The organism is Vibrio sp. SCSIO 43140, assembly GCF_023716585.1.
Classification (GTDB): domain Bacteria; phylum Pseudomonadota; class Gammaproteobacteria; order Enterobacterales; family Vibrionaceae; genus Vibrio; species Vibrio maritimus_B.
Genome location: NZ_CP071851.1, coordinates 454836 through 477245, shown reverse-complemented (window position 1 = coordinate 477245; position 22410 = coordinate 454836). Strand labels below are relative to the sequence as shown.

Annotated in this window: 22 protein-coding genes; 14 read left to right on the top strand and 8 right to left on the bottom strand. The window is 45.7% G+C overall.

Translation table 11 applies throughout. From position 1 onward, the window contains the following. Positions 1–9: 9 nt before the first annotated feature. A complete protein-coding gene (gene hisC / locus J4N45_RS20680) occupies positions 10–1095 on the bottom strand; it encodes a histidinol-phosphate transaminase (RefSeq protein WP_252016617.1) in 1086 nt (361 codons plus the stop codon). 171 nt (positions 1096–1266) lie between these two features. Here hisC and J4N45_RS20675 point away from each other — a divergent pair, with 171 nt between their 5' ends. Further along, a complete protein-coding gene (locus J4N45_RS20675; RefSeq protein ID WP_252016614.1) occupies positions 1267–2142 on the top strand; it encodes a LysR substrate-binding domain-containing protein in 876 nt (291 codons plus the stop codon). A gap of 71 nt (positions 2143–2213) precedes the next feature. Here the strand turns inward: J4N45_RS20675 and J4N45_RS20670 are convergent, their stop codons facing one another. From J4N45_RS20670 to J4N45_RS20660, 3 genes are all read right to left on the bottom strand, one after another. Next, positions 2214–3143, bottom strand: a complete 930-nt coding sequence (locus J4N45_RS20670; RefSeq protein WP_252016611.1) for an SDR family NAD(P)-dependent oxidoreductase — start codon at positions 3141–3143, stop codon at positions 2214–2216. Between the two features lie 73 nt (positions 3144–3216). Further along, a complete protein-coding gene (locus tag J4N45_RS20665) occupies positions 3217–3915 on the bottom strand; it encodes a fibrobacter succinogenes major paralogous domain-containing protein (protein ID WP_252016609.1) in 699 nt (232 codons plus the stop codon). 125 nt (positions 3916–4040) lie between these two features. After that, positions 4041–4934 carry an AraC family transcriptional regulator gene (locus J4N45_RS20660; protein ID WP_234497197.1) on the bottom strand — a complete coding sequence of 298 codons (894 nt, stop codon included), beginning with the start codon at positions 4932–4934 and terminating at the stop codon, positions 4041–4043. Between the two features lie 179 nt (positions 4935–5113). On the opposite strand from J4N45_RS20660, the gene J4N45_RS20655 reads away from it, so the two are divergent. Next, positions 5114–5287, top strand: coding sequence for a hypothetical protein (locus J4N45_RS20655; protein WP_252016607.1), 174 nt, complete (start codon positions 5114–5116; stop codon positions 5285–5287). A gap of 7 nt (positions 5288–5294) precedes the next feature. After that, the gene (locus J4N45_RS20650) at positions 5295–6164 is read left to right on the top strand and encodes a patatin-like phospholipase family protein (RefSeq protein ID WP_252016605.1); all 870 of its coding nucleotides are present in this window, start codon (positions 5295–5297) and stop codon (positions 6162–6164) included. Here the strand turns inward: J4N45_RS20650 and J4N45_RS20645 are convergent. Continuing rightward, entirely contained in the window at positions 6161–7429 is a 1269-nt protein-coding gene (locus J4N45_RS20645) for a glycosyltransferase (RefSeq protein ID WP_252016602.1), read from the bottom strand. The two genes, J4N45_RS20650 and J4N45_RS20645, sit on opposite strands and share 4 nt — an antisense overlap. 6 nt (positions 7430–7435) lie before the next feature. After that, the gene (locus J4N45_RS20640; protein ID WP_252016599.1) at positions 7436–7951 is read right to left on the bottom strand and encodes a GNAT family N-acetyltransferase; all 516 of its coding nucleotides are present in this window, start codon (positions 7949–7951) and stop codon (positions 7436–7438) included. 264 nt (positions 7952–8215) lie between these two features. Here J4N45_RS20640 and J4N45_RS20635 point away from each other — a divergent pair, with 264 nt between their 5' ends. From J4N45_RS20635 to J4N45_RS20620, 4 genes are all read left to right on the top strand, one after another. Beyond that, positions 8216–8998, top strand: coding sequence for an SDR family NAD(P)-dependent oxidoreductase (locus J4N45_RS20635; RefSeq protein WP_252016596.1), 783 nt, complete (start codon positions 8216–8218; stop codon positions 8996–8998). A 51-nt stretch (positions 8999–9049) separates the two neighbouring features. Then, positions 9050–10045: an AraC family transcriptional regulator gene (locus J4N45_RS20630; RefSeq protein ID WP_252016594.1), complete on the top strand. Its 996-nt coding sequence runs from the start codon at positions 9050–9052 to the stop codon at positions 10043–10045. A gap of 9 nt (positions 10046–10054) precedes the next feature. After that, complete coding sequence (locus J4N45_RS20625; RefSeq protein ID WP_252016591.1) at positions 10055–10729, top strand: endonuclease III domain-containing protein; 675 nt, start codon at positions 10055–10057, stop codon at positions 10727–10729. A gap of 255 nt (positions 10730–10984) precedes the next feature. Then, positions 10985–11275: a putative quinol monooxygenase gene (locus tag J4N45_RS20620; RefSeq protein ID WP_252016589.1), complete on the top strand. Its 291-nt coding sequence runs from the start codon at positions 10985–10987 to the stop codon at positions 11273–11275. Between the two features lie 42 nt (positions 11276–11317). On the opposite strand, the gene J4N45_RS20615 is transcribed toward J4N45_RS20620, so the two are convergent. After that, complete coding sequence (locus J4N45_RS20615) at positions 11318–12253, bottom strand: LysR family transcriptional regulator (protein WP_252016587.1); 936 nt, start codon at positions 12251–12253, stop codon at positions 11318–11320. A gap of 163 nt (positions 12254–12416) precedes the next feature. Here J4N45_RS20615 and J4N45_RS20610 point away from each other — a divergent pair, with 163 nt between their 5' ends. Further along, entirely contained in the window at positions 12417–12797 is a 381-nt protein-coding gene (locus J4N45_RS20610) for a VOC family protein (RefSeq protein ID WP_252016584.1), read from the top strand. 355 nt (positions 12798–13152) lie between these two features. Then, complete coding sequence (locus J4N45_RS20605; protein WP_252016581.1) at positions 13153–14025, top strand: B12-binding domain-containing radical SAM protein; 873 nt, start codon at positions 13153–13155, stop codon at positions 14023–14025. Positions 14026–14078: 53 nt separating this feature from the next. Here the strand turns inward: J4N45_RS20605 and J4N45_RS20600 are convergent, their stop codons facing one another. Next, positions 14079–14249: a hypothetical protein gene (locus J4N45_RS20600; RefSeq protein WP_156110922.1), complete on the bottom strand. Its 171-nt coding sequence runs from the start codon at positions 14247–14249 to the stop codon at positions 14079–14081. 392 nt (positions 14250–14641) lie between these two features. Here J4N45_RS20600 and J4N45_RS20595 point away from each other — a divergent pair, with 392 nt between their 5' ends. From J4N45_RS20595 to J4N45_RS20575, 5 genes are all read left to right on the top strand, one after another. Then, a complete protein-coding gene (locus J4N45_RS20595; RefSeq protein WP_252016578.1) occupies positions 14642–15160 on the top strand; it encodes a porin family protein in 519 nt (172 codons plus the stop codon). Positions 15161–15262: 102 nt separating this feature from the next. Beyond that, positions 15263–16225 (top strand): LysR family transcriptional regulator, encoded by a 963-nt coding sequence (locus tag J4N45_RS20590; RefSeq protein ID WP_252016575.1) that lies wholly within the window; start codon positions 15263–15265, stop codon positions 16223–16225. Positions 16226–16427: 202 nt separating this feature from the next. After that, positions 16428–17504, top strand: coding sequence for an efflux RND transporter periplasmic adaptor subunit (locus J4N45_RS20585; protein ID WP_503058025.1), 1077 nt, complete (start codon positions 16428–16430; stop codon positions 17502–17504). A gap of 9 nt (positions 17505–17513) precedes the next feature. Further along, the gene (locus J4N45_RS20580; RefSeq protein WP_252016570.1) at positions 17514–20591 is read left to right on the top strand and encodes an efflux RND transporter permease subunit; all 3078 of its coding nucleotides are present in this window, start codon (positions 17514–17516) and stop codon (positions 20589–20591) included. A 323-nt stretch (positions 20592–20914) separates the two neighbouring features. Further along, a complete protein-coding gene (locus J4N45_RS20575) occupies positions 20915–22393 on the top strand; it encodes a peptide MFS transporter (protein ID WP_252016568.1) in 1479 nt (492 codons plus the stop codon). Positions 22394–22410: the final 17 nt, after the last annotated feature.

Genomic DNA, 22410 nt, shown 5'->3' with positions numbered 1-22410 from the left:
AAATCCCTTTTATGACAGCTCTACACACTGCTCTTCTGAATAGGTTGTTAATACGTCAATGACTTCAAGCATGCTTGCTTTAGAGCCAATGGTAATTCTTACACACTGCTGCAAAGCAGGTTCGTGAGTCTGGTTTCGAGTGACAATGCCTTTGTTTTTCATCACATCAAACAAATCAACGCCCGCGCGCGCCTTCACCAAAACAAAATTGGTTGATGACGGGTACACTTCAGACACAATATCGAGTTTCGCCAGTTCTAGGCTGAACCAGTCACGCGTTGCGATAAGCTCTTCAATGACGTGTTTCACCTGTTCAAGTCCCTTCTCAGAAAGCGACTTGAGGACAATCTTGGAAGAACAATCCGGCATTGGATAAGGTGGAATGAGCTTGTTTACATACTCCATCACCGCACCACTGGCGACAATAAAGCCACAGCGAACCGCCGCTAATCCGAACGCTTTCGACAATGTACGAATGACCACCAAATGTGGGAACTGCTCTATCAGATCCGCTGTTGAAGCCCCCAACTCAAATTCTATGTACGCCTCATCAACCACAACTAGTGAAGACTGTTTTGTCCCTTCAAGTACTGAGATGATATCTCCACGTGGAATCACATTACCGGTCGGATTGTTCGGTGAGCATAGAAAGACCATGTTGGCATGCTTCGCTTCCTCGACCACCTTGTCTACATCCAAATTAAAGCATGGCTTAAGAGGTACATCCCGCACTTCAATTGCAAGAGACTCAGCACAAAACTCGTACATAGCATAAGTTGGAGAACAGATGACGATACTGTCCTTCCCTGGCTGACAAAAGGTTCTGATCAACAGATCTATCGCTTCATCGGCACCGCGTACAGCGACGACATCGGCAGAGGTGCGTGCATAGCGCTGGTACGCTTTCGCTATATCCTGAGGTAGAAAGTCTGGATAGCGATTCAACTCCATATCAGCACTATCGTTTTGCACTGGGTGTTCAAGTTCATTGGCATTTAGCCAAACACGACCACTTCCTCCGATACGCCTTGCTGACTGGTAAGGTATTAATTTTTTTACGGCTTGAGGCACAAGCCCTGCGATAAACTCACTCAAAGTACTGCTTTTCCGTTTTATAGTTATAAGTTAAATCAGCTTACAATTGCACTATCAACTGTCATTTTTGACTTTTAATTCACTTTATTGGGCTATTTAATCAAATGACGCTTGATTTAAGAAACGAAATATACACATACTAGCCATGAAATAATTGCATGGCTTAATTGAATGAAAAAAACGTTGCCCTCCATCAAATCAATGCAGGCGTTTCTTGCTACCGCCTCTCATCTCAACTTCACCCATGCAGCAAGTGAGCTCAATCTGACACAAGGGGCGATTAGTCGACAGATTCAATCGTTGGAACAGCATTTAGGTACAGAACTCTTCTATCGCCACGCAAGAGGACTATCGCTTACGCCAAAAGGTGAGCAACTTTCACCTCTTATTGAAGAATCGCTCAATCAACTTCATTCAGCACTAGAAAAGGTCTCTGGAGGAGAGTCGAAGATCAGGCTAAATGCCCCAAGTTGCATCACATCATGGCTACTACCAAGATTGATGGACTTTCAGCAACAGTATCCTGATATTGATGTAGAGCTGACATCAACGATCAAGCACGCCCTAGAGCCTAACTTTGATTCGTTTGATATGGTCATCGTTTATGGAAAGGAAAATACGAATCATCGGCTTCATAGCCAATGTTTGTTTGAGGAAACACTCGCACCAATCTGTCGCCCCGACAAAATTCCGGCGACAGAGCTAAGCCAGCAACCAGCCGAAGCACTCAAAGACTATACTTGGCTTCATGCCAATCCTCAGCAGAGTGACTGGAAACTATGGCTTGAACAAACGGGTCACAAAGGACTAAGCAGCCACAACAACCAACACTTCGCTACGCTTGATCAAGCCATGAACGCGGCTTTACAGGGCTTTGGTATTGCAATTGGTGATACCACCCTAGCGCAACAGGACCTTGCAATCGGGCGGCTAGCCCAACTCAGTCCAACTACCGTCAAGTCTGGCAACGGGTATTACCTACTGCACCCTAAGAGTCGACAATCAGAGGCAAAACGTTTTTTGGAGGAATGGCTCTGCAAAATATAAAAGCCGAACAGGTCTAATAGACTCTATTCGGCTAATCACATGCACCCAACTCTATTACACTAGGCCAACTATCACTTTATGAAGTTATGGATAACGGCATTAGCATTGTCTTGGGCTGATTCCTTGCCAATGATCTCAGGCCAATGTGTAACTTGGTTAGCCAGTGTTCCAGTTAGTCCTTTCTCACTACCCCACCAAATACCTGACGTAAAGCTATCATCGTTCAACAGAACATCCACGTAACGCTTTGCGCCTACATCCACAGAGTGTGCTTTACCAAGTAATTGCATAACCCACATAGCGGTATTCATAGTCCAACGCTGGTGCCATGGAAGTGTCGCCGTTCCAGCAGTGCCTCTCGCCATTCCAGGATCAACCGTGACAAAACGCATTTGAGGGTACTGTCTAGCCATACTCATCGTCCACATTGCGCCCATGAGCTTAACGGAACCGTAGATGTCAGTGTACGTTTTGTTATCAGCAAACTTTTCTCCGTTTACAACTGACGTCCATTCCTCGATGGAGCCGTCGTGAATTGGCGGTCTCGCTGCGCCAACCTCAGAAGCACCTCTTGCTGCAAAACTAGCCACATACATCACTGACCCTTGTTTGGATAACTTACCATTCTGCATTAGAAGGTCAGTAAAATGGACATGTCCCAAAACGTTGGCTGAAAAGATAAACGTGGATCCGTCCTTTGTCAGTTTAGTCGGTTCTGTTCCACCGCCACCACCTGCATTCAAAATCATGCTATCGATATTGGTGCTGAGGTTTTCAGCCGCTGTTTGGCATGACTCTAAACTACTTACATCGACAATTAATATTTCAAATATATTCCTGCCGGTAAGTTCTTCTAACCGATGCAATGCTTCTTCCGCTCGCGTTTGATTGCGGCAAGCCAGAACAATTTTTGAAACACTTTCTTGCTGGGCAAGTTGTCTCGCAGCCTCGAACCCAAGTCCTGAGTTAGCACCTGTAATTAGAATTGAAGAATGAGTCATATAGATTACCTACGATTGGAAATGGAACAGCTATCGAAACAACTGGCAGAGTTTTTTACTAAGAGAAAGCGCATTAAATCTTCACGCAGCGAACGGTGAACATATATTCTTTAGAACTGGTTGCACGGCGTATTTCACCTTTATGTGCGTTCCACCAAGAATATGCCAGCGTGCGAATAATACCTTTGCTTTCAGAAGCGCTACTTGCGGTCCAAAATTCGGTATACGCTCCCTCAGTGATATACCAACCATTCCATTTAACCCCGGCAGGTCTAGCAAAGAAGTTATGCTTGTTAACGAGTGATTGATCTACTTTCTTAAATGGACCATCCGTTTGTGCTTCTTTAAGCTGTAAGCCTAGGTCTTGGTCACCTCCGCGCCAACCTTCTTGGTCAAGCTCCTCTTCGGACATGCCAATGGTTCGCTCAAGCGTCTTCCAATCCTCGTCGGTCGCGACTCTCCAGCCTTCTGGACATAAACGTCTTTCATCCGCAACATCGTGCCAGTTATAGAGTCGGCCATATTTCAATAAGTTTGTTTCGTCATCTTTTGGAATAGCGCCCGACCTGACGGCTGTGCCATCTTGAAACTTAGTGCTTCTTAGGTTTTCAGCCATCCAAACTTGATCACCAATTTGCACAGTTCGATAGATGTTGCCTTCATTATCCTGAACTGTGCCATCAAGTTTATTCAGCTCAGAATTGATGTCATTTGCAGATGAGTTTGCAGCGAGAACCATAGCGACTCCTATAGATAAAAATAGCTTCTTCACGACGAGTTACCTTCGTTGTTGGTACGTCTATACTTTATCTCTCACACTGAGCAAAAACTAGGCGACATAGTCTCTAAAAATTGCCTATTTGTATCAAACAACAAATCTGAGGAGGTAACCGCTCACTACGCGATGTTCTTGGGCAGCTCTTGAGACTGGCTCCACTGTTTCGCCGATACGCCATAAAGACGCTTAAACTCTCGACTGAATTGAGAAGAGCTTACATAACCAACGGCCATCGCTGCTTCACTCACATTCATGCCACTCGCAATCTTCATCGCCGCGTTGTTAAGGCGCATCGACTTCATAAACTGAATCGGTGACATCCGAGTGGCTTGTTTGAATTTTCGATGGAACACCGCCCTGCTCATTCCGACTAACGATGCAAGTTCATCTATGGTGACATTCTTACTAAGGTTAAGAGACAAATACTCAATTGAGCGAGCAATTTCGTTTCCAACACCAAACGCCCTTCGGGCAGAAACTCCCGCCTCCCCTTTAAGCACTGCGTAATACAGCTCGCGCAATCGACTATCACCAAGTATAGACAGGTCAGCTTTATCATCGCCAAGCTGAAGAAGCCTCAATAAGGCATCGGAAAATGCGTCATCCCAGTTTGCTAGAGACATCCCTGGCGGCTGGTTACTGCTCTTAGGAAGCTTAACGGCGCCCGCCGTGCTTTCCATCTCAATCGCTAATTCTGTCATCAGCTTGGTATCAAGTGAGATATAAACGCCAATCAGAGGCTCCTCAGGGGATGCTTCTGGCGTACCTGCCTCGACCGGAATCGATACGGTGCAACACATGTACTGGTTATTGTCATAAACGTAGCGTGCACCTTCGAGTATCGCTTCTTTCTTGCCACCCAAGATCACAATGACCGTCGGTTCATATACGGCGGGAACACAAGGAACTGCCGTCGTGACCTTAAACAGGCGAACCCCTTTTATACCGGTATCAAACATACCGTCTTCAGTGATTCGCTCTTCAACAAGCTGTTTGATCTGTTGCTTTATCATTTCAGCACCTTACATCGATATTGACACAAATAGGCAATTAATTGAGATGAATTCGCCTATTTACACACCGCGGTGAGAGTTATAGTGAATATCAGACAACGATACTACTGCTGATGTCGACAAGCAACTTGATTTGTCACGTAACAGAAAAGCTCAGTAAACAGACAAAGGTAAACAATATGACCACTCAACTTTTCGGTAAAAACGGTTGGACGCCTGACCGTATTCGCTCACTTGTAGGTAAGACTTGTGTCGTCACAGGTACGAACAGTGGTACTCGTTTTGTCGTGTTGAACCTCAGCCCGGCTGAATCGAAGCCGCTATCGACTGTTTGCTGTAATCATGGGATATAAAACCAAGATGTTTAAAATAGTATCCGCAGTTTTAGTCACGTCTGTGTTGGCGGCCTGCTCATCACCTAACGTCTATGATGACATCAACGCGACGGAAACACCCCTAACGGAAGAATACGAACTTGGTCTCGCCTTTGGTGGCGGTGGTGTACGCGGCTTCATGCACCTGGGAGTGCTCAAGGCACTGCAAGAGGAAGGCATTCAACCAGATGTTGTCAGCGGTACATCTGCTGGTTCTATTGCTGCCACGTTGTACGCCTCGGGGATGACCGTAGAGGAAATGGAACACGCAATCGAAGAGGTTGGTATGTCCGATATCGCTGATTTTGTTTTCTCCTCAAAAGGTATAGTCAATGGTAAGAAACTAGCGGAATGGGTGAATAGCCAAGTCAACTATGACGATATTTCGAAGATGCCTATCCCGCTTGCTGTAACCGCAACCAACATGACAACCAGAGAGACCATAATGATCCGCTCAGGAAACCCCGGGCACGCGGTACAGACGTCCTCTACGATTCCCGGTGCATTTGTCCCGGTTGAAAATCATGGCGATATATTGGTCGATGGCGGATTATTCAGCGTGGTACCTGTTTACACCGCACGAGCGCTTGGTGCGAAGAAGGTGATCGCCGTTGATATCTATTGCCACAATCAGGTTCACCCAGAGATTTCCGCCAGCAAAATTACACTTGCTGCATTTAGGATGCAAAGCTGTCGGCTCTCAGAAGAGGAACTTAACAGTGCAGACATCATCATCGCGCCAACATACGAACCTAATGGAGGTGAAGCGTTTGACGATAAAGCGGTGTCCATTAAAGCTGGTTACATAGCGGCGAAGCAAGCGATGCCAGAGATCAAAGCGCTGCTTGCTCTCTAGCCTTTGAGAATACCGCTTTGTTTCATCCATTCGATTGCATTGTCTGCACCATTTTCACTGCGCAATGCAATCGATAGTCGTTGTGCATTCTCTTTAAAGCGCTCATCTTCAACTAATTGACGGAGTGCGCAGGCAAGTTTATCGGCGGTGAGTGCACTTTGTTTGATTGGCGTGGGGCCAAGCGCTTTACGAGCCACTACAGCCCCCCAAAAAGGTTGATCAGCAAAGAATGGGCAAATAAGCGTAGGTTTACCTGCCATCAAACCGGCAGCAGTGGTTCCCGCCCCACCATGGTGTACCACAGCTGTGACTTGTGGGAATAACCAACTATGGGCTACCGAGTCCACATTGAGAATATTGCTTGGCAAACTACCAGCTTTTAGCCCTCCCCAACCTGTCGCGATTATCGCTCGTACACCCGCTTTTTGCACCGCTTCAATGATAATCTGGGTCGTCCGTTCAGGATCCTTCCCAGACATACTTCCAAAACCAATATAAACAGTCGGCTTGTCAACGGCCAAAAAATCAGTCAGGGATTGAGGCGGTTGGTATGTTTCATTATCAGCGGTGAGTTGGCAGTAGCCTGTTATCGCACTGTGATTGGGCCAATCAAGGGGACGAGGTACAAGGTGCTCGCTAAACGCATGCAAGACAGAGACAGATCGACCATCACTGTGGCTGAGTATCCCTTTGTCTTTTTCTAATGGCGGTAGGTCCAATAACGCCTCTCTTTGGGCATTAAGGTCTGAAAGATATTGACGATAGCCAAGATTAATTAAGTGGTAGCTAAGGCGATTAATTATAGACCCAAAGTTAGGTATACCTGCCGGTGGAAACGAGCGCGTCTTCACTATCATAGGTTGAAGCGCTAAAACGACAGCCGGTACGCCAAACTTCTCAGCAATTGAGACCGCAGCTAGGCACTTGGGGTGATAGATGACAAGCTCTGGCTCTGATTCAAGACCGGCTTGAATACTATCGACTATCAATTGGCGATTGATAGGTTTCGCTAACTTCATCAAACGCAGGGCAGCTTTAACGCCACTCACAAGACTCCCCATCTTCTCAAACGTCCCTCCTTCCACCAGCTGAAATAAATCATCGGAAAGTGGTTTATGAGAAAGCCCGTGAGCCTCAACTAAGTCTTTAAAACGCTGCGCTGCGCAAAGATCAATATAGTGACCTCTTTGCTTTAACGCCTTGCCAAGCGCTATGTAGGGCTCAACATCACCGCGAGAGCCTATTGTCATTAAGAGTATTTTCAAACCAACTCACTCCTGCTCACAACATGGCTGCACGATAGAAAAGGTCACTAAATCCACACTGTCATAAAGTACCTCTGATGACGGTGTCATACCCAAATTCTGCAAGATACGAACAGAGGGAAGGTTATCAACGACAGCCACACCAAACACCTCTTCAACCAAACGATTACTGAAAACAAACTCGATCGACGCGCGAGCGGCTTCACTAGCAAAACCTCGCCCTTGAAACCTTGGCAAAAAACCATATCGGATATCATGAAATGGAGAGTCAGGTAACTGCTCAACACCGGCGTAGCCAACAACCTCTGGATTTCCCTTTAATGCGACCGAAAAAGTACCGAAGCCCTTTTTCCAGTGTGCCACTCTGTTGGACACATAATTGGAAATATAGTCACTGGTATATGGCTTGCCTCCTGGGAGATATCGAACGATATTAGGGTCCTTGAACATCACCTCATAAAATTGCCGATCATTGCTTGTCGTAGGGCGAAGTATCAACCTCTGTGTTTCAATCATATCCATTGCCACCACACTTCATACTAATTGGCGCCATCCGATGAGCTCAAGAGGCGACCTCTCCAACCATATTGCAAATCCATAGTAGTAATATCAAGTAATATTAATCACTTAACCATTCAACCGCATCCAAGCGCTCGTTTTCTGATAAGTTGGCGCGATCGGAATTCATCTTGGCACGATCGGATGTCTCTTGGCGCTATTTGATTATCTATACTCTCCTCATCAAATAACAACACGTACCTACAACCTCACTCGGAGAGTATCATCATGGCAAATACAGCACTTATTACCGGCGCATCAAGTGGCATTGGACTAGAACTGGCGAAAATTCATGCTCAAAAAGGTGGAGATTTGGTTCTTGTGGCGCGCTCACAAGCTAAACTTGAAGAGCTCAAGCAAGAACTCGAAAACGAGTTCAACGTTACCGTAACCGTGCTTCCTTCGGATCTCTCAAAGCCTGAGTCAGCGCAGCAACTCTTCGAGCAAACCGAGGCAGCAGGGTTACAAATCGATACACTCATCAACAACGCGGGCTTCGGTGGGCATGGTAACTTCCACGAACGCTCTCTTGAGGATGAACAAGCAATGATGCAGGTCAACATGGTGACATTGACGAACTTGACGCATCTTTACCTAACCGGGATGGTCGAGCGAAACAGAGGTAAAATTCTTAACGTGTCATCTACTGCCTCATTTATGCCGGGTCCCCTACAAGCGGTCTATTACGCAACCAAGGCTTATGTGACGTCGTTCAGTCAAGCCGTCGCGGAAGAAGTGAAGAATAACAACATCACGGTTACGGCTCTGTGTCCGGGTGCCGTGGCGACCGGCTTTGTGGCTGCTGCTGACCTTCAGGGTGTTGAGATCTTCGATAAGGCTAAAACGCCAAAGTCGGTTGCTGAGTGCGGCTATCAAGCGATGGAGAAAGGCGAACTGGTTGCTTTTAATGAGTCTGGATTGAAGTTCATGTTGAATTGGATTGTTCCATTCCTTCCTCGTAAGATGGTACTTAAGATCTCTCGCCAAGCGATGGAAAAAACCGCCAAGTAACCTTTAACTATTAGGTAAACTTCTGTTATTCGAGAAGGTAGAAGCATTGAGATGAGAAGAGCTAACAAATTTGTTATCCCACCAAACTGGAAACTGCTGTTCAGTGATCTTGGACTTAACATTGAGGAAGTACTCGCTTACGCGGGACTTCCCAAAGGATTGTTCTCGCAAGAAAAAATCCAGCTCTCTCCTTCTCAATACTTTCAGTTGTGGCGCGGCGTCGATCTCGCAGCACACGGTAAAGAGATGCCTCTAGAGTTTGCAAAAGTAATGAGCTTGGAGTTCTTTGATGTGCCAATATACGCGGCTATCTGTACACCAAACCTCAACGCTGCTGCCAAGCGCTTACAGGAATACAAGCCATTGATCGGCCCAATGCTACTCGATATCAAGAGCACCACAGATTTTACCGATTTAGAGATCAGCTGTTACGGATATGAAGAGCCGCTCCCGCTCTGCTTAAACTTGTCGGAGCTTATCTTCTTTACCCAGCTAACACGTCTTGCCACTCGTCAGCACGTAAAGCCGCTACAGGTGGAGTTGCCTGCGCTACCTAGCGACATAGCTGCCTATGAGTCCTATTTTGGCTGCTCAATTACCAAAGGTGACTCGACGCGGATTCGATTCTCGGCTAAAGATGCGAACACCCCTTTTCTCACGAGCAATCAAGTCATGCTTAACTGCTTTGAGAATGAACTTCAGAAGCAGTTAAATGAGATGGTTGGAGAAAAACAAATCACTGATAGAGTGAAATCGGTTTTGCTTGACGCCTTGCCTCAAGGACAGAGCAGCATCGACTTCGTCGCACGCGAACTGGCGATGAGCAAACGTACGCTGCAACGTAAGCTGTCAACAGAGGCGCAAAGCTATCAAGATGTATTGCAAGAAGTGCGTCAAAGTCTTGCTCAAGACTACCTCACCAAGTCTGACCTACCCGTAAGTGAGATTTCGTTTTTACTTGGATTCCAAGAGAGTAACTCTTTTATTCGCGCCTATACGACTTGGAATGGTCAATCACCAAACCAGTTGCGCGAACGCTTAATCTAGGTAATGTCTATGAGAAGCTCTCAAACGCTAACAAGTGATGAACAAACCCTAATTGTAGCGCTATTTTCAACACTGGAGAGCCATTATGGATGGTTTGATTGGTGGCCAAGTGATGACCATTATGAGGTGATGCTGGGATCGATTCTGGTACAAAACACTAATTGGCGAAACGCACAAAAAGCACTGGATAATTTACAAGAAGACTTGTCCCCACAGGCTATCGAAGAGATGGATCTTACCTTGCTAGCTCAAAAAATTCGTTCTAGCGGCTACTACAATCAAAAAGCGAAAAAAATCAAAGCGGTGACGCAGTGGTTTGCAAACTATGAATATCAAATAGAAAAAGTCCGACAGTGCTCTGTGGAGCAGCTTAGACCTGAGTTACTGAGTATCAACGGTGTCGGCGGCGAAACTGCGGACGTCATACTTACCTATGCGATTGGCAAGCCTTCGTTTGTTATTGATGCCTATGCTCGCAGGATATTTTCTCGCTTTGGTCATCAAGTTCCAAAAAGCTATGAGACTTTTCGCAATCAGATGCAACAAGCGATACAGCCAGAAACTAAGACCTACGCTTATTATCATGGACTCATGGTTGAGCATGGCCAACAGTTTTGTCTGACCAAGCCCAAATGTGAATTCTGTCCGTTGGTAGCGACTTGCCGCAGAGTGGGCGTAGATTGACTAAAACACTCCCAATTCACATTCTCAAATAATTTTTGAGACAGAATCCAAATTCAAGCCAAGCGGTAAACCTCATTCACCTCTATGGTTAGTAAAGGCATACACGAACTGCATCCAACCTCATTAATGACTATCAAATAATTTTTGATAATATTTCAATTGGTATGCTGTTTTTGGTGATAAAAACTTGTCCTAAGATACACACATCGACACAGAACAGGGCGCAATTAAGCGCAATATCGAGAGGAAAACTCCATGGCTAAGCTAACTATCGTTGCAAACATCATCGCTAAACAAGACAAAGCAGAACTAGTAAAGCAAGAATTACTCAAGCTGATTGATATCACCAGAGCAGAAGAAGGCTGCATTAACTACGACCTTCACCAAGACAACGAGAACCCAGCTCACTTTGTGTTTTATGAGAACTGGGAATCACGCGAGCTATGGCAAGCTCACATGGGTAATCAACACCTAGCCGATTATCTCGCAGCGACAGAAGGTGCTGTTGACACCTTTACCGTTAGCGAAATGACTCACATTGGCTAACAACACCTAACTATTTTCGAAAAGGGGCACATCGCCCCTTTTCTAATTTAAATTGGCCTTATCAACAAACCCTCGAACAACCAAATTCTCCAAAATTACACGCGTTTTACTTCTAAAGAGATCTCGAAGCAACCTAACCGTCGGAGTGATCGACTGGCGGCTCGGGCAGATCAACCACAGCTCTGTTGGCATAGGCTTGTATTGTGGCAACACATTAACCACATTTCCCGCCAACAAATCCTCTGACATATCTAGGCATGACTTGATTGCCAGCCCCTGCCCCGCAACGCACCAACGACGCACAATATCTCCGTCGTTAGAGGCTCGATTCCCTTTTAGTCGCAACTTATGGTCTTCTTGTCCTTCATTGAACACCCAATTATCCTGCAGTACATCGTGCAGTTGATAGAAAAGGCCATTGTGTTTTGTAAGGTCCGAGAGCGTTTTAGGGGTACCGTTTTGCTTGAGATATACTGGGCTGGCACACATGACTCTAGGTACGCTGCATATCTTAAACCCATACATAGACGAATCGGTCGGCTCGCCATAGCGAAGCGCCATGTCTACGGAGTCTCGATAGAAATCAACATTACTGTCAGATATATTGCTGCGTAGAGTAATATTTGGATACTCTTCCATAAACTCATCGAGCCAGTTAATGACCATGTTTCGACCAAGATCCGATGAAAGCGCAATCCTCACTTCACCATCGATCACGTCTAAGTCATCTTTGATATTCATTTTCGCCTGCGCCAGCATCGCTAAAGCTTGCTCACATTGCGGAAGGTAACGTTCGCCCGCCGCTGAGAGGCGCAGGTGACGTGTGGTACGCACAAACAACTCCACACCAAGAAAGCTCTCCACGCGTTTAACGGCGGCACTTGCTGTGGCGGTGCGCATGTCGAGATTGGTTGCTGCTGCAGTAATACTTCGAAACTCGGCAACTTTTAGTATCACTTGCAAATCTTCAAGGAGCATATTATCAATCCAATTTTGATAGTCATGCTTTGATTATAAACCCAGAGAGACAAAATCAACGGATTATAGCCGTTAGAAATATCTCGCAATCTTACTTTACAGAAGTTTGTTGTACTTCGATTTAATGTACGGTCTAAACAGGTTTGCGCTATGGAGGTGTATTTTGTATAGCCATATTTTTCTTGGGAGCAACGACATCCCAAAATCCAAAGTATTCTACGATGCCACTATGGTGACATTGGGCTACAAAGCTGGTGTGCTCGATGCAAAAGGGCGCTGCATGTACTTCAGTAAGACCGGCGTTTTAGGGCTCACCACACCACTTGATGGTAATGTTGCTTCGCACGGAAATGGAATGACTATCGGGTTTCTTGCCAGCTCTCCAGGGATGGTCGATAGATGGCACGAGGCGGGGCTCAATAGCGGAGGTATCGAGTGTGAGGATCCGCCGGGCATTCGCGACACAGGCGATCGTAAAATATATATGGCATATCTACGTGATCCGACTGGAAACAAAGTATCTGCAACCTACTTTTTAGACTGACTGTATTGTCCCAGCGTTACTTAAACAACAAGGCTTTGATCACCAATACTGCCCAGATTTGCAGCGCCAAGTATTCGATTTTTATCCAAAATTCCATATGTTAGTACCTTATCCTTAGGTACTAACAAAACTATCAAGCTGAGCTGAGAATAAAAGTGAAAGATTCTCACCTGATATCTCGCTAGATTAATGCTAGTCATGATGCACCATTCACGATTATCAACAAAATCTTAAAACTGATTATTCATTTCTCTCAATTATCAACATTAGAACCTACTGATAGACTGCCCACCATTAGGAACCTACACCTGAGTTCCTTTACTACTGGAAAGTCGCAAGACTGGAGAGAAATAGAATGAATTTTGAAGGTAAAGTCTATCGTCCATGGATTGAAGCCAACAGTGTCTTGATTCAAGTCACATTGGGTTGCAGCATGAACCACTGCACCTTCTGTAACATGTTTCGCGATAAACGCTTTAAGGTTCGTGATATTGACGATGTGTTCGCTGATATCGAAGAGACCCGTCGTTACTATCCACATGTTGAATCCGTTTTCCTATGCGATGGTAACGTAATGGCAGCGCGTACTGATTACTTACTAAAAGTCATCAAGAAGGTTCGCGAAACCTTCCCTGAGTGCAAAAAACTATCTCTTTATAGCGCTCTCAATGATTTCAGACGTAAGTCTGTTGAAGACCTCAAAGCACTCAAAGCGGCGGGGCTCGATATGGCTTACGTAGGTCTAGAGTCTGGTGACGCTGTGGTGCTTGAGCGCGTCAAAAAGAACATGACGCCAGAGCAAGCATTAGAGGGTATGGCTATGGCTAAAGAAGCGGGTATCGAAGTTCTGCTGTCGTTTATCTTTGGACTGGGCGGACGAGATCGCTCTCGTGAGCACATCGAAGAAACCACTCGCCTGCTTAACTTGCTGCAGCCAGAGCAAATCGCACCTATGGCACTCGCTATTCAACCTGGTACGGAGCTAGAGCAAGAAGTGAAAGATGGTACTTTCAAAATGCCAACCCAACTTCAGTTGCTCGAAGAAGAGAAATACTTACTTGAGAATATGACCTTTGAGACCGTCTACTGGGGTGACCACGGTAATAACATGATCCAGATGCGTGGCATGTTCCCGCAGTCTAAAGAGTTCTTTCTCGGTCATGTCAATGACGCTATTCGCAATAACCCAATGGCGAAAGACAACATTATTCAAACCTACTCTTGGTAAGAAAAAGAACAACACCCAAGCATTCTCAATGCTTGGGTGTTTTCGTTTCTAAACTACTGCTTTTCAAAAGTGCCCGTGCTTTTGATCATGACATCAAGAAAACCCGATGAACTGGCTTTGTCTGAACTTGATGATTTCATTTGCGACTGCGCCCCTTTTAGTCTCGCCATCAACTCCTGGCGCTGCTTTTCTACATCACTGATTGGCTCTTTTTTGTCAGTCATTATTCCGCTCCAACATATCAATTACCTGGCCTAAGTTAGAGTTCTGGCCTTTATCAAGCAAACCCATTTGTATATCAATTTTAAATAGTTACCCAAGCCTTCCAAAAGCATGTCTAATAGAACAATTTATTCTATAAAAATCAGTAGATTAAATTACTTAGAGTGACGACCTAACCTATTCGCAATTGCGATATGAATCTGCGCTGAGAAGGGAACTTTCGCTGCTTGGCTTAGCTTGATAAGTAATTCTTATGAGCTTGCTAATTAAAGGTGATTAGTCGCAAGAAGCCTCGCTCTTTAGAATGCCGCACATCCCGCAAGGAGCTGGACATAGAAGAATGGACTCCGTCACTCTCCATGAAAAAAGAAAACTCAAAAAAAGAGCAAATCAAATGAAAAAAGTTATTCTAGCCGTCGCTATTTCTTCTCTCTCTTTCGGCGCTATTGCTAACAGTAATTACACTGGGCACCGTGTTGGTGCGGGTCTATCTGGTCTGACACTGAGTGAAAGCGGCTTCGACTTGAAGATGGATACAGGATTCAAACTTGAATACGGTTACGACATCAACAACATCTTCGGTGTAAACACCTCTTATGCCATGAACAGCAAAGGTGCGTATGGCGTAGATTATGATTTTAACACGTTCAAAATTGATACCGATATTGGCTATACCTTTGATCTTGGTGATTTATGGCTAAAGCCATACGGTGCTATTGGTCTCGCATACGGCAATGAAAAAATTTCTGACCGTTCAGGAAGTCTGTCTGCAAGCGACTCTAGCCTGTTCTTGGGCATGGGTGTAAGAGCACAAAGCAAAATGGGTGTTTATGCTGACTTACGTTATGACATGAGCAGCTACGATGGTTTCGATGCAGACTCACTCTCGTTCACCGTTGGCTATCGCTTCTAATTCGTCGCATTTTGTTACCAACTATTGTTAGAGCCAGCGATTTCTTGTTGGCTCTTTGACATTCACTCCACTTAGCATGCTAGCATTACTGGAGAAGCAGTTATGAGAGTTAGTACCTTGGCAAAGAATCGATTCACCAACCTTGATTTAAACTTATTACGAGTATTTAAGGTGCTATTCGAAGAACGCAACATGCGTAAAGCAGCAGAGCGCTTATTTGTTTCTCAACCTGCCGTGAGCCAATCACTACAAAAGCTGCGACACAACTTTGATGACCAACTGTTTGTTAAAGTCAAAACAGGTTTGGCCCCTACCCCATTTGCAGAGACACTTTGCCAAGATCTATTGCCCCTACTTCATCAAATCGAAAGCACTATTAACGCAAGTAGTGAATTTAAGCCTGAAGAGTTAGATGGTGAGATTACTATTGCGCTGTCGCCTCAGTTTGTATTCTCGGTGTCAGGCGAGATATATCGCTATTTCAAAACCCATGCCCCCAAGCTTAAGGTTCACATTATCTCGTGGAATGAGCATACGATGGATGACATTGAGAAAGGTAAGGTTCTCATTGGTATCAATGCACCCATTATCGATAACCCGCCTTTTTTAACTGAAGTAGAACTTTCAATGCTTGAAGCAAGCATCATGGTTAGAAGAGACCACCCAATAGTGGGGCAAGCTATAATTCCTGAAAACTTGGTGAAATACCCTTTAGCACGTTCGCTGGTTAGTGATTATAGTAAACTCAACAGTCCGACTGTTGAGGTATTTAACAGACTAGGCTTCGAGCTAGAGGTTGGTTTTGCCTCTGAGTTCCCAGTAGTGTTAATAGACGTAATTCGCCACTCAGATATGTTCATGGGTATTAGCAACTGTTTCCCAATCCAGGACTTTCCAGATCTCATCATGCTGAGACCCGATATGGATGTACCAGAAGCTCAATATCCAGCGAACGCCTATTTCCATGCTCGTCATACCAACAGCGAAATGATGAACTGGTTTACCTCATCGATCTCTGAAGTTTTTGAAAACAGCAAGCAACACAACACGATAACAAGCAAATAATCGTTCTTTAGGTACCATCAGTCATACGCTAACTGAAAAATCAGGCGTGACTCTCTGTTGTTTGCGCCCCTCATTTCACGATCAACGTCACACCCCGACCATCAAATCGATGAATAACCTTTCATTAACATGGCTGAGCTAGACAGTGTCGTTTTAGATTGATTACCCTATAAATTGCAGTTGGTTGTATAGGATAATAATGATGCGCTCTCAAAGTTTATTAATAAAAGCATCAATTTTGAGTGCCATAACCCTATTAGCAGGTTGTGGTACAGAAGAAGAATCAAGCGTCGCCGAAGTTGAAGCTTTAACCGTTTCAACAACAAATGTTGCTCTTAGCCCTTCTTACCAAGTAAGACGAGAATATGTAGGTACGGTTAGAGCTGGTCAGCAAGCAAATTTAGGCTTTGAGCTTTCAGGAAAAGTTGAGACGATCCAAGTTGATGTCGGTGACACTGTCACCAAAGATACACCACTGATCCAACTTAATACCGACCTTTTACATACCGAGCTTGGGCAGCTTAATGCACAAGATAATGAGGTACGAGCACAGCTCAATCTAGTCAATGCTAACCTGAAACGACAGCAATCTCTAAAAGCGAAAGGCTTCAGCGCGGATGCTGAAATCGATGCATTGACCAGTGAAAAAGGCGTATTGCAAGCCAACCTAGTTCGATTAAAAGCCGCCATCAGCGCGACGAAGCTCAGAATCGAAAAATCAACTATCCTCGCACCTTATAACGGTACGATTGCTCAGCGTCATGTCTCTCTTGGCGATGTGGTCAATGTTGGAACACCAACATTGGTGTTATTGGCCACGGAAGGCAAGGAAGCTTTCATAGGGATCCCAGCTGCTCAGTTATCACGAGTCTCTGACCTCTCCTCTCCCACTATTCGTGTAGATACTCAAGAATATGACGTAAAACTTCTGAATCCCGGAGCGAGAGTCGATACCCAGTCAAGAAGTGTAGGGCTTCGTTATCAGTTACCTGAAGGGGCTGACGTACTTGAAGGTCAGCTTGCTTACCTAGCATTTGATGAGACGATTCAAGACCACGGCTATTGGGTGCCATTGACGGCGCTCATTGACGGTTTACGCGGAGTCTGGAACGTCTATGTGGTCGGTGAAAAAAGCCAGGTAGAACGCAGGACCGTTAACGTACTTTATGCTAACAGCGAGCAGGCCTTTATTTCAGGCGCTGTCGCAGATGGAGAAGCGATCATTGCAAGCGGTCTGCACCGGGTCGTACCCGGTCAGCCAGTTAAAGTAGCGGAGTAAACTGTCACAATGAAGGTTATTCACGCCATAACGAATACTCGGCTTCTGATTCTCATCACTGCACTGCTCATTGTGAGTGGCTTTGCTGCTTTCTCCTCTTTGCCGCGTGCCGAAGACCCCATCATCAGTAACCGATTTGCCAATGTTACCACCAGCTTTCCCGGTGCCAGTGCAGAACGAGTAGAAACACTCGTTACTGAAGTCGTTGAGAACAAGCTACGTGAACTGAGCGAAGTTAAACTGCTCACCTCTACCTCCAGACCTGGTGTCTCTATTGTCACCATCGAGCTCAAGGATGAAATCACAGAGCCAGAGCCTGTGTGGTCGAAGGCCAGAGACAAGCTCTCGGATGTCGAGCCTTTCCTGCCTTCAGGAACGGCCCCTCCCGATCTTGATAGTGACCACACCTATGCCTTCACCGTTATCACTGCATTAACGTGGGCAGGCCCAGGTGACGTCGATGTTTTAACTTTGGGGCGCTACGCCAAAGAGTTGGCTAAGAGACTTCGAACCCTCTCAGGAACGGAGTTCGTTGATGAGTACGCGATGCCTGAAGAAGAGATTCAGGTTAACTTAAGGACCGCAGACACTGCCGCATTTGGCTCTTCAAGTATCCAAATAGGTGATAGCTTAAGTGGCGCAGATGCGAAAAACTCTGCGGGACAACTCGTCAGTCATTTTTCTCGATTTGGACTAGAGATAGAGTCTGAACTTGACTCTATAGAGCGTATCAAGCAGGTGCCATTAGTTGTCGCTAAAAACGGTCATATCATTCGAGTTGAGGACATTGCAACGGTCACTCGAAGCCAGAAAACACCAGAAAGTGAAGTTGCCATTATCGATGGTGAGCCTGGTGTGATCGTTGCTGCGAGAATGGAGCCAACACTTCGAGTTGATCAATGGACAGTTCGTGCCAAAGCCACCATTGAGAGTTTTGAACGAGACCTGCCAAGCAACGTAAACGTCACCATCTTATTTGACCAGCAAGGCTACACCACGACTCGCCTCGTCGACTTGGGTGAAAGCCTGCTTATCGGCTTTACGCTGATCCTCATCGTGCTCTTTATCACTCTTGGTGTTCGAGCCGCAATACTTGTCGCCATCGCTCTCCCTCTCACCTGTATGCTTACGCTGTCATTGATGAAAATGACCGCGATCCCAATCAATCAGATGTCAGTGACAGGCTTGATCGTTGCGTTGGGTATTATGGTCGACAATGCCGTGGTTATGGTCGATACCATCCAAAGCTATCGACTCAAGGGACAGGCTAGGCTAGAGGCGACAATGAATGCCATCTCGCATTTATGGGTTCCGCTGTTAGGCTCAACGCTCACCACCATTCTCGCCTTTGCACCAATCTTCCTGATGCCCGGCGCGACAGGTGAGTTTGTTGGTGCCATTGCGATTACGGTGTCATTCTCACTCGTGGGTTCCTATATTTTATCTCACACGGTAATAGCGGGATTTGCGACTATGTTATTGCCTAGTCACGCATCCGGTGACCATTGGTATAACACTGGATTGCGTATACCGGCGATGACTAAGTGGTTTAGCGAGTCCGTTCGACTGGCGATTAAGCACCCTGCGATATCATTGCTATTAGTGTTAACGGTTCCTATTACAGGCTATTGGAGCATTTCTCAGCTTACCGAACAGTTCTTCCCGCCATCGGATAGAGACATGTTTGAGGTTCAGGTGTATTTGCCACCTCAAGCAAGTTTGTATGCCACGCAAGCCATAACCGAGGAGGTTGATGCCGTTATCCGCTCTTATGATGGCGTTGAACGTGTCGATTGGTTGGTAGGCGCTAACTTTCCATCCTTCTACTATAACCTGCAAGCAACGCAAAACAACGCGCCTTACTTCTCGCAGGCGATGGTAAAAATGGATAACTTCCAACTCGCCAATGAACTGATTCCTGAGCTGCAGACAAGACTCAATAGAGAGTTGCCTGCGGCACAAATTCTGGTTCGTAAGCTAGAGCAAGGACCTCCGTTTAGAGCACCTATTGAGCTGCGTGTGTATGGCGAAAACCTGGATGTACTTAAATCCATTGGTGAAGATGTTCGCCTCATACTCGCTAATACTCCTCATGTCACTCACACAAGGGAAACACTGCAGCCTGGAACACCTAAGGTTTGGCTAAAAGTTGACGAGGATACCGCCAAACTCAATGGTATTTCACTTAATCAATTCGCCAACATGCTACAAGCCACTCTTGTGGGCAGAGAAACGGGCTCAGTCACTGAGGGCTCTGAGTCGATTCCAATCAGGGTACGAGTCGCAAATGAAGAGCGTGAAAATCTCTCTCACCTTGGTAATCTGCGTTTACCTATCTCTTCAGAGGTATACACGACCGGCGTCAGTGTGTCGACGCTCGCTGACCTTGAGTTAACCACCAGCCGTGGCGCTATCACGAGACGAAATGGCGAACGCGTTAATACAATTGAAGGTTATATTCAGGCAGGTGTGCTTCCTCAAACTGTACTTAATGAGTTTCAGAGTCGACTCGAGTCTTATGACCTACCCGCTGGCTATCGCATCGATTTTGGTGGTGAGTCCGCAGAGCGTGATCGCTCCGTCGCCTTACTGATCTCAAACATCTCAGTGGTTGTGGTCTTGATGATCTTAGTGGTTGTGATGTCGTTTAACTCATTCAGGCTAAGCTCGATCATCTTTATGGTTGCCGGTTTAGCGGGCGGTTTAGGTCTGCTCTCAGTCTGGTTATTTGGCTACCCATTTGGCTTCACCGTCATTATTGCCATGCTCGGTATCATGGGTCTAGCGATCAATGCCGCGATTGTCATTTTGGCAGAGCTAAGATTAGATAAAGACGCGTCCGAGGGTGATATTGATGCATCGGTCGACGCGGTCATGTCATGCACTCGACACATTACTTCAACAACCATTACGACCGTGGGCGGATTTATGCCATTAATCATTGCAGGTGGTGGTTTCTGGCCCCCATTTGCAGTGGCGATCGCAGGTGGTACGGTATTAACCACCTTACTGTCGTTCTACTTTGTCCCCGTCATGTATCGATTGATGGTAAAAAAGCGCAAGCCTCAAATCGTCGCTAGCACCTAAAGCCAGCAATAGGCAATTGCTTCATAGAAAAACGTCTCATTCGAGGCGTTTTTTATACTCCGGAATCATATATCAACCTGAGGGCACGTCAGATAAGCAAACAAAAAAGAGAAGAATTATTCACATAGCACGAGTTCTTCCAACATAAACAAAACATACCGCCCAGTATTTCTTCATTATTAGTTCTGCTCACCTTTCCGATTAGAAAATCTCGTGCTCGTAGCCCACATTCTCATACAACGATAAAACATGTAACAAATCTTGTCTGATAAAATAATAATGGATGTATAAACCACTTAATAGAAATTATTAAGGATAAAATCATGTGGAATAAACTCAACAAATCCATGATGTTCTGTCAGATGATGTTTGGTCTGTCGTTCTATGGCGTTATGGTCATTCTTACTCGCTTCTTCCTAGAAAATCTAGATTACAGCGAAGCCGATACAATGATGGTTGTCGGTGCCTTCTCCTCGATCGGGCCACTGTTTGCTATTGCTGGCGGCTTTATTGCAGATAAATTCTTAGGCGCTTACCGCTCTCTCACTATCGCTTATTTGGGCTTTACCTGCGGCTATGTACTGCTTGTACTCGGTGCTTCGACCGTAAACATTCCAATGAGTCTTGCCGGTATCGCATTAGCCAGCTACGGACGTGGCTTGATGTCTCCTTCTTACCCAAGCCTTTACAAGCGCACGTTTAAAAGCCAAGAAGACTTTGAGAATGGCTATCCAGTAAACTACTCCGTGAACAATGTCGGCGCATTGCTGGGTCAATATCTGTTCCCTATGTTTGTGCTTGTAATCGGATTCTATGGAAGCTTTGCACTGTCGGGTGTTTTAGCCTTTGCCGCTCTATTTATGCTGTTTAGCTTTAGGAAACAGCTACAAGGCGTTGGGGCCGACATCGATAAAGCGCCTGTATCGACCGCTAACTGGATCAAATTTGGCATTACTTCCGTGGCAATGATTGGCATGGTGTTTTTCATGTTCTCAAACATGGATATTGGTAAGAACATCGTTTACGCCATCGGCCTGGCCGCTATCGGTTACTTTATTTCATTGATGTTCAAAGCTGAGAGAGCAGACGCCTTGCGAATGGGCACCATTATCATCGTGACCGTGCTAACCACAGCCTTCTTTGTCTACTACGGTCAGATGATGACCTCTATGACCATGGTCACCATCAACACAATGCGCGGTGATCTATTCGGTCTTATCCCTATTGCACCAGAAGCCTCTATGTCGATGAACCCACTATGGTGTATTGTCGCTGGTCCAGTAATCGCAGCGACCTTCTCAGGTCTTGAAAAGCGTAATATTCACTTTACCACCGCGACCAAGATCGGCTTCTCATTCATTCTGACGGCAATTGCGTTTGGTATCCTTGCGTTTGCAGTTAAAAACGTCGGTGAAGACGTAATTATTCGTCCAGAAATATTCCTAGTAATCCACTTCTTCCAAGCATTTGCTGAAGTGATTGTGGGCTCTCTTGTTGTTGCCTTTATCCTGTCTGTTGCGCCTAAGCATATTGAGAACTTCTCTGTTAGTCTGTTCTCGGTGGCGATTGCACTATCAGGTATTGTTGGCGCCGTGTTCTCGACATCGATCGCGGCAGAGAAAGGACAAAAGATCACCCAGGAGTTTGTACAAACCGTCTATGGTGACTACTTCGGAATGCTCACAATGCTCGCTGTCGTGATGGTTCTGGTAGCCTTGGTCTCTTCCATTGCTATTCGTAAGATGCTCGCGGCTGCAGACAAGCATCAGCCGGAAGTGGAGCTTACGGAAGCAGAAAGCTAGATAACAAAAAGGCTCGC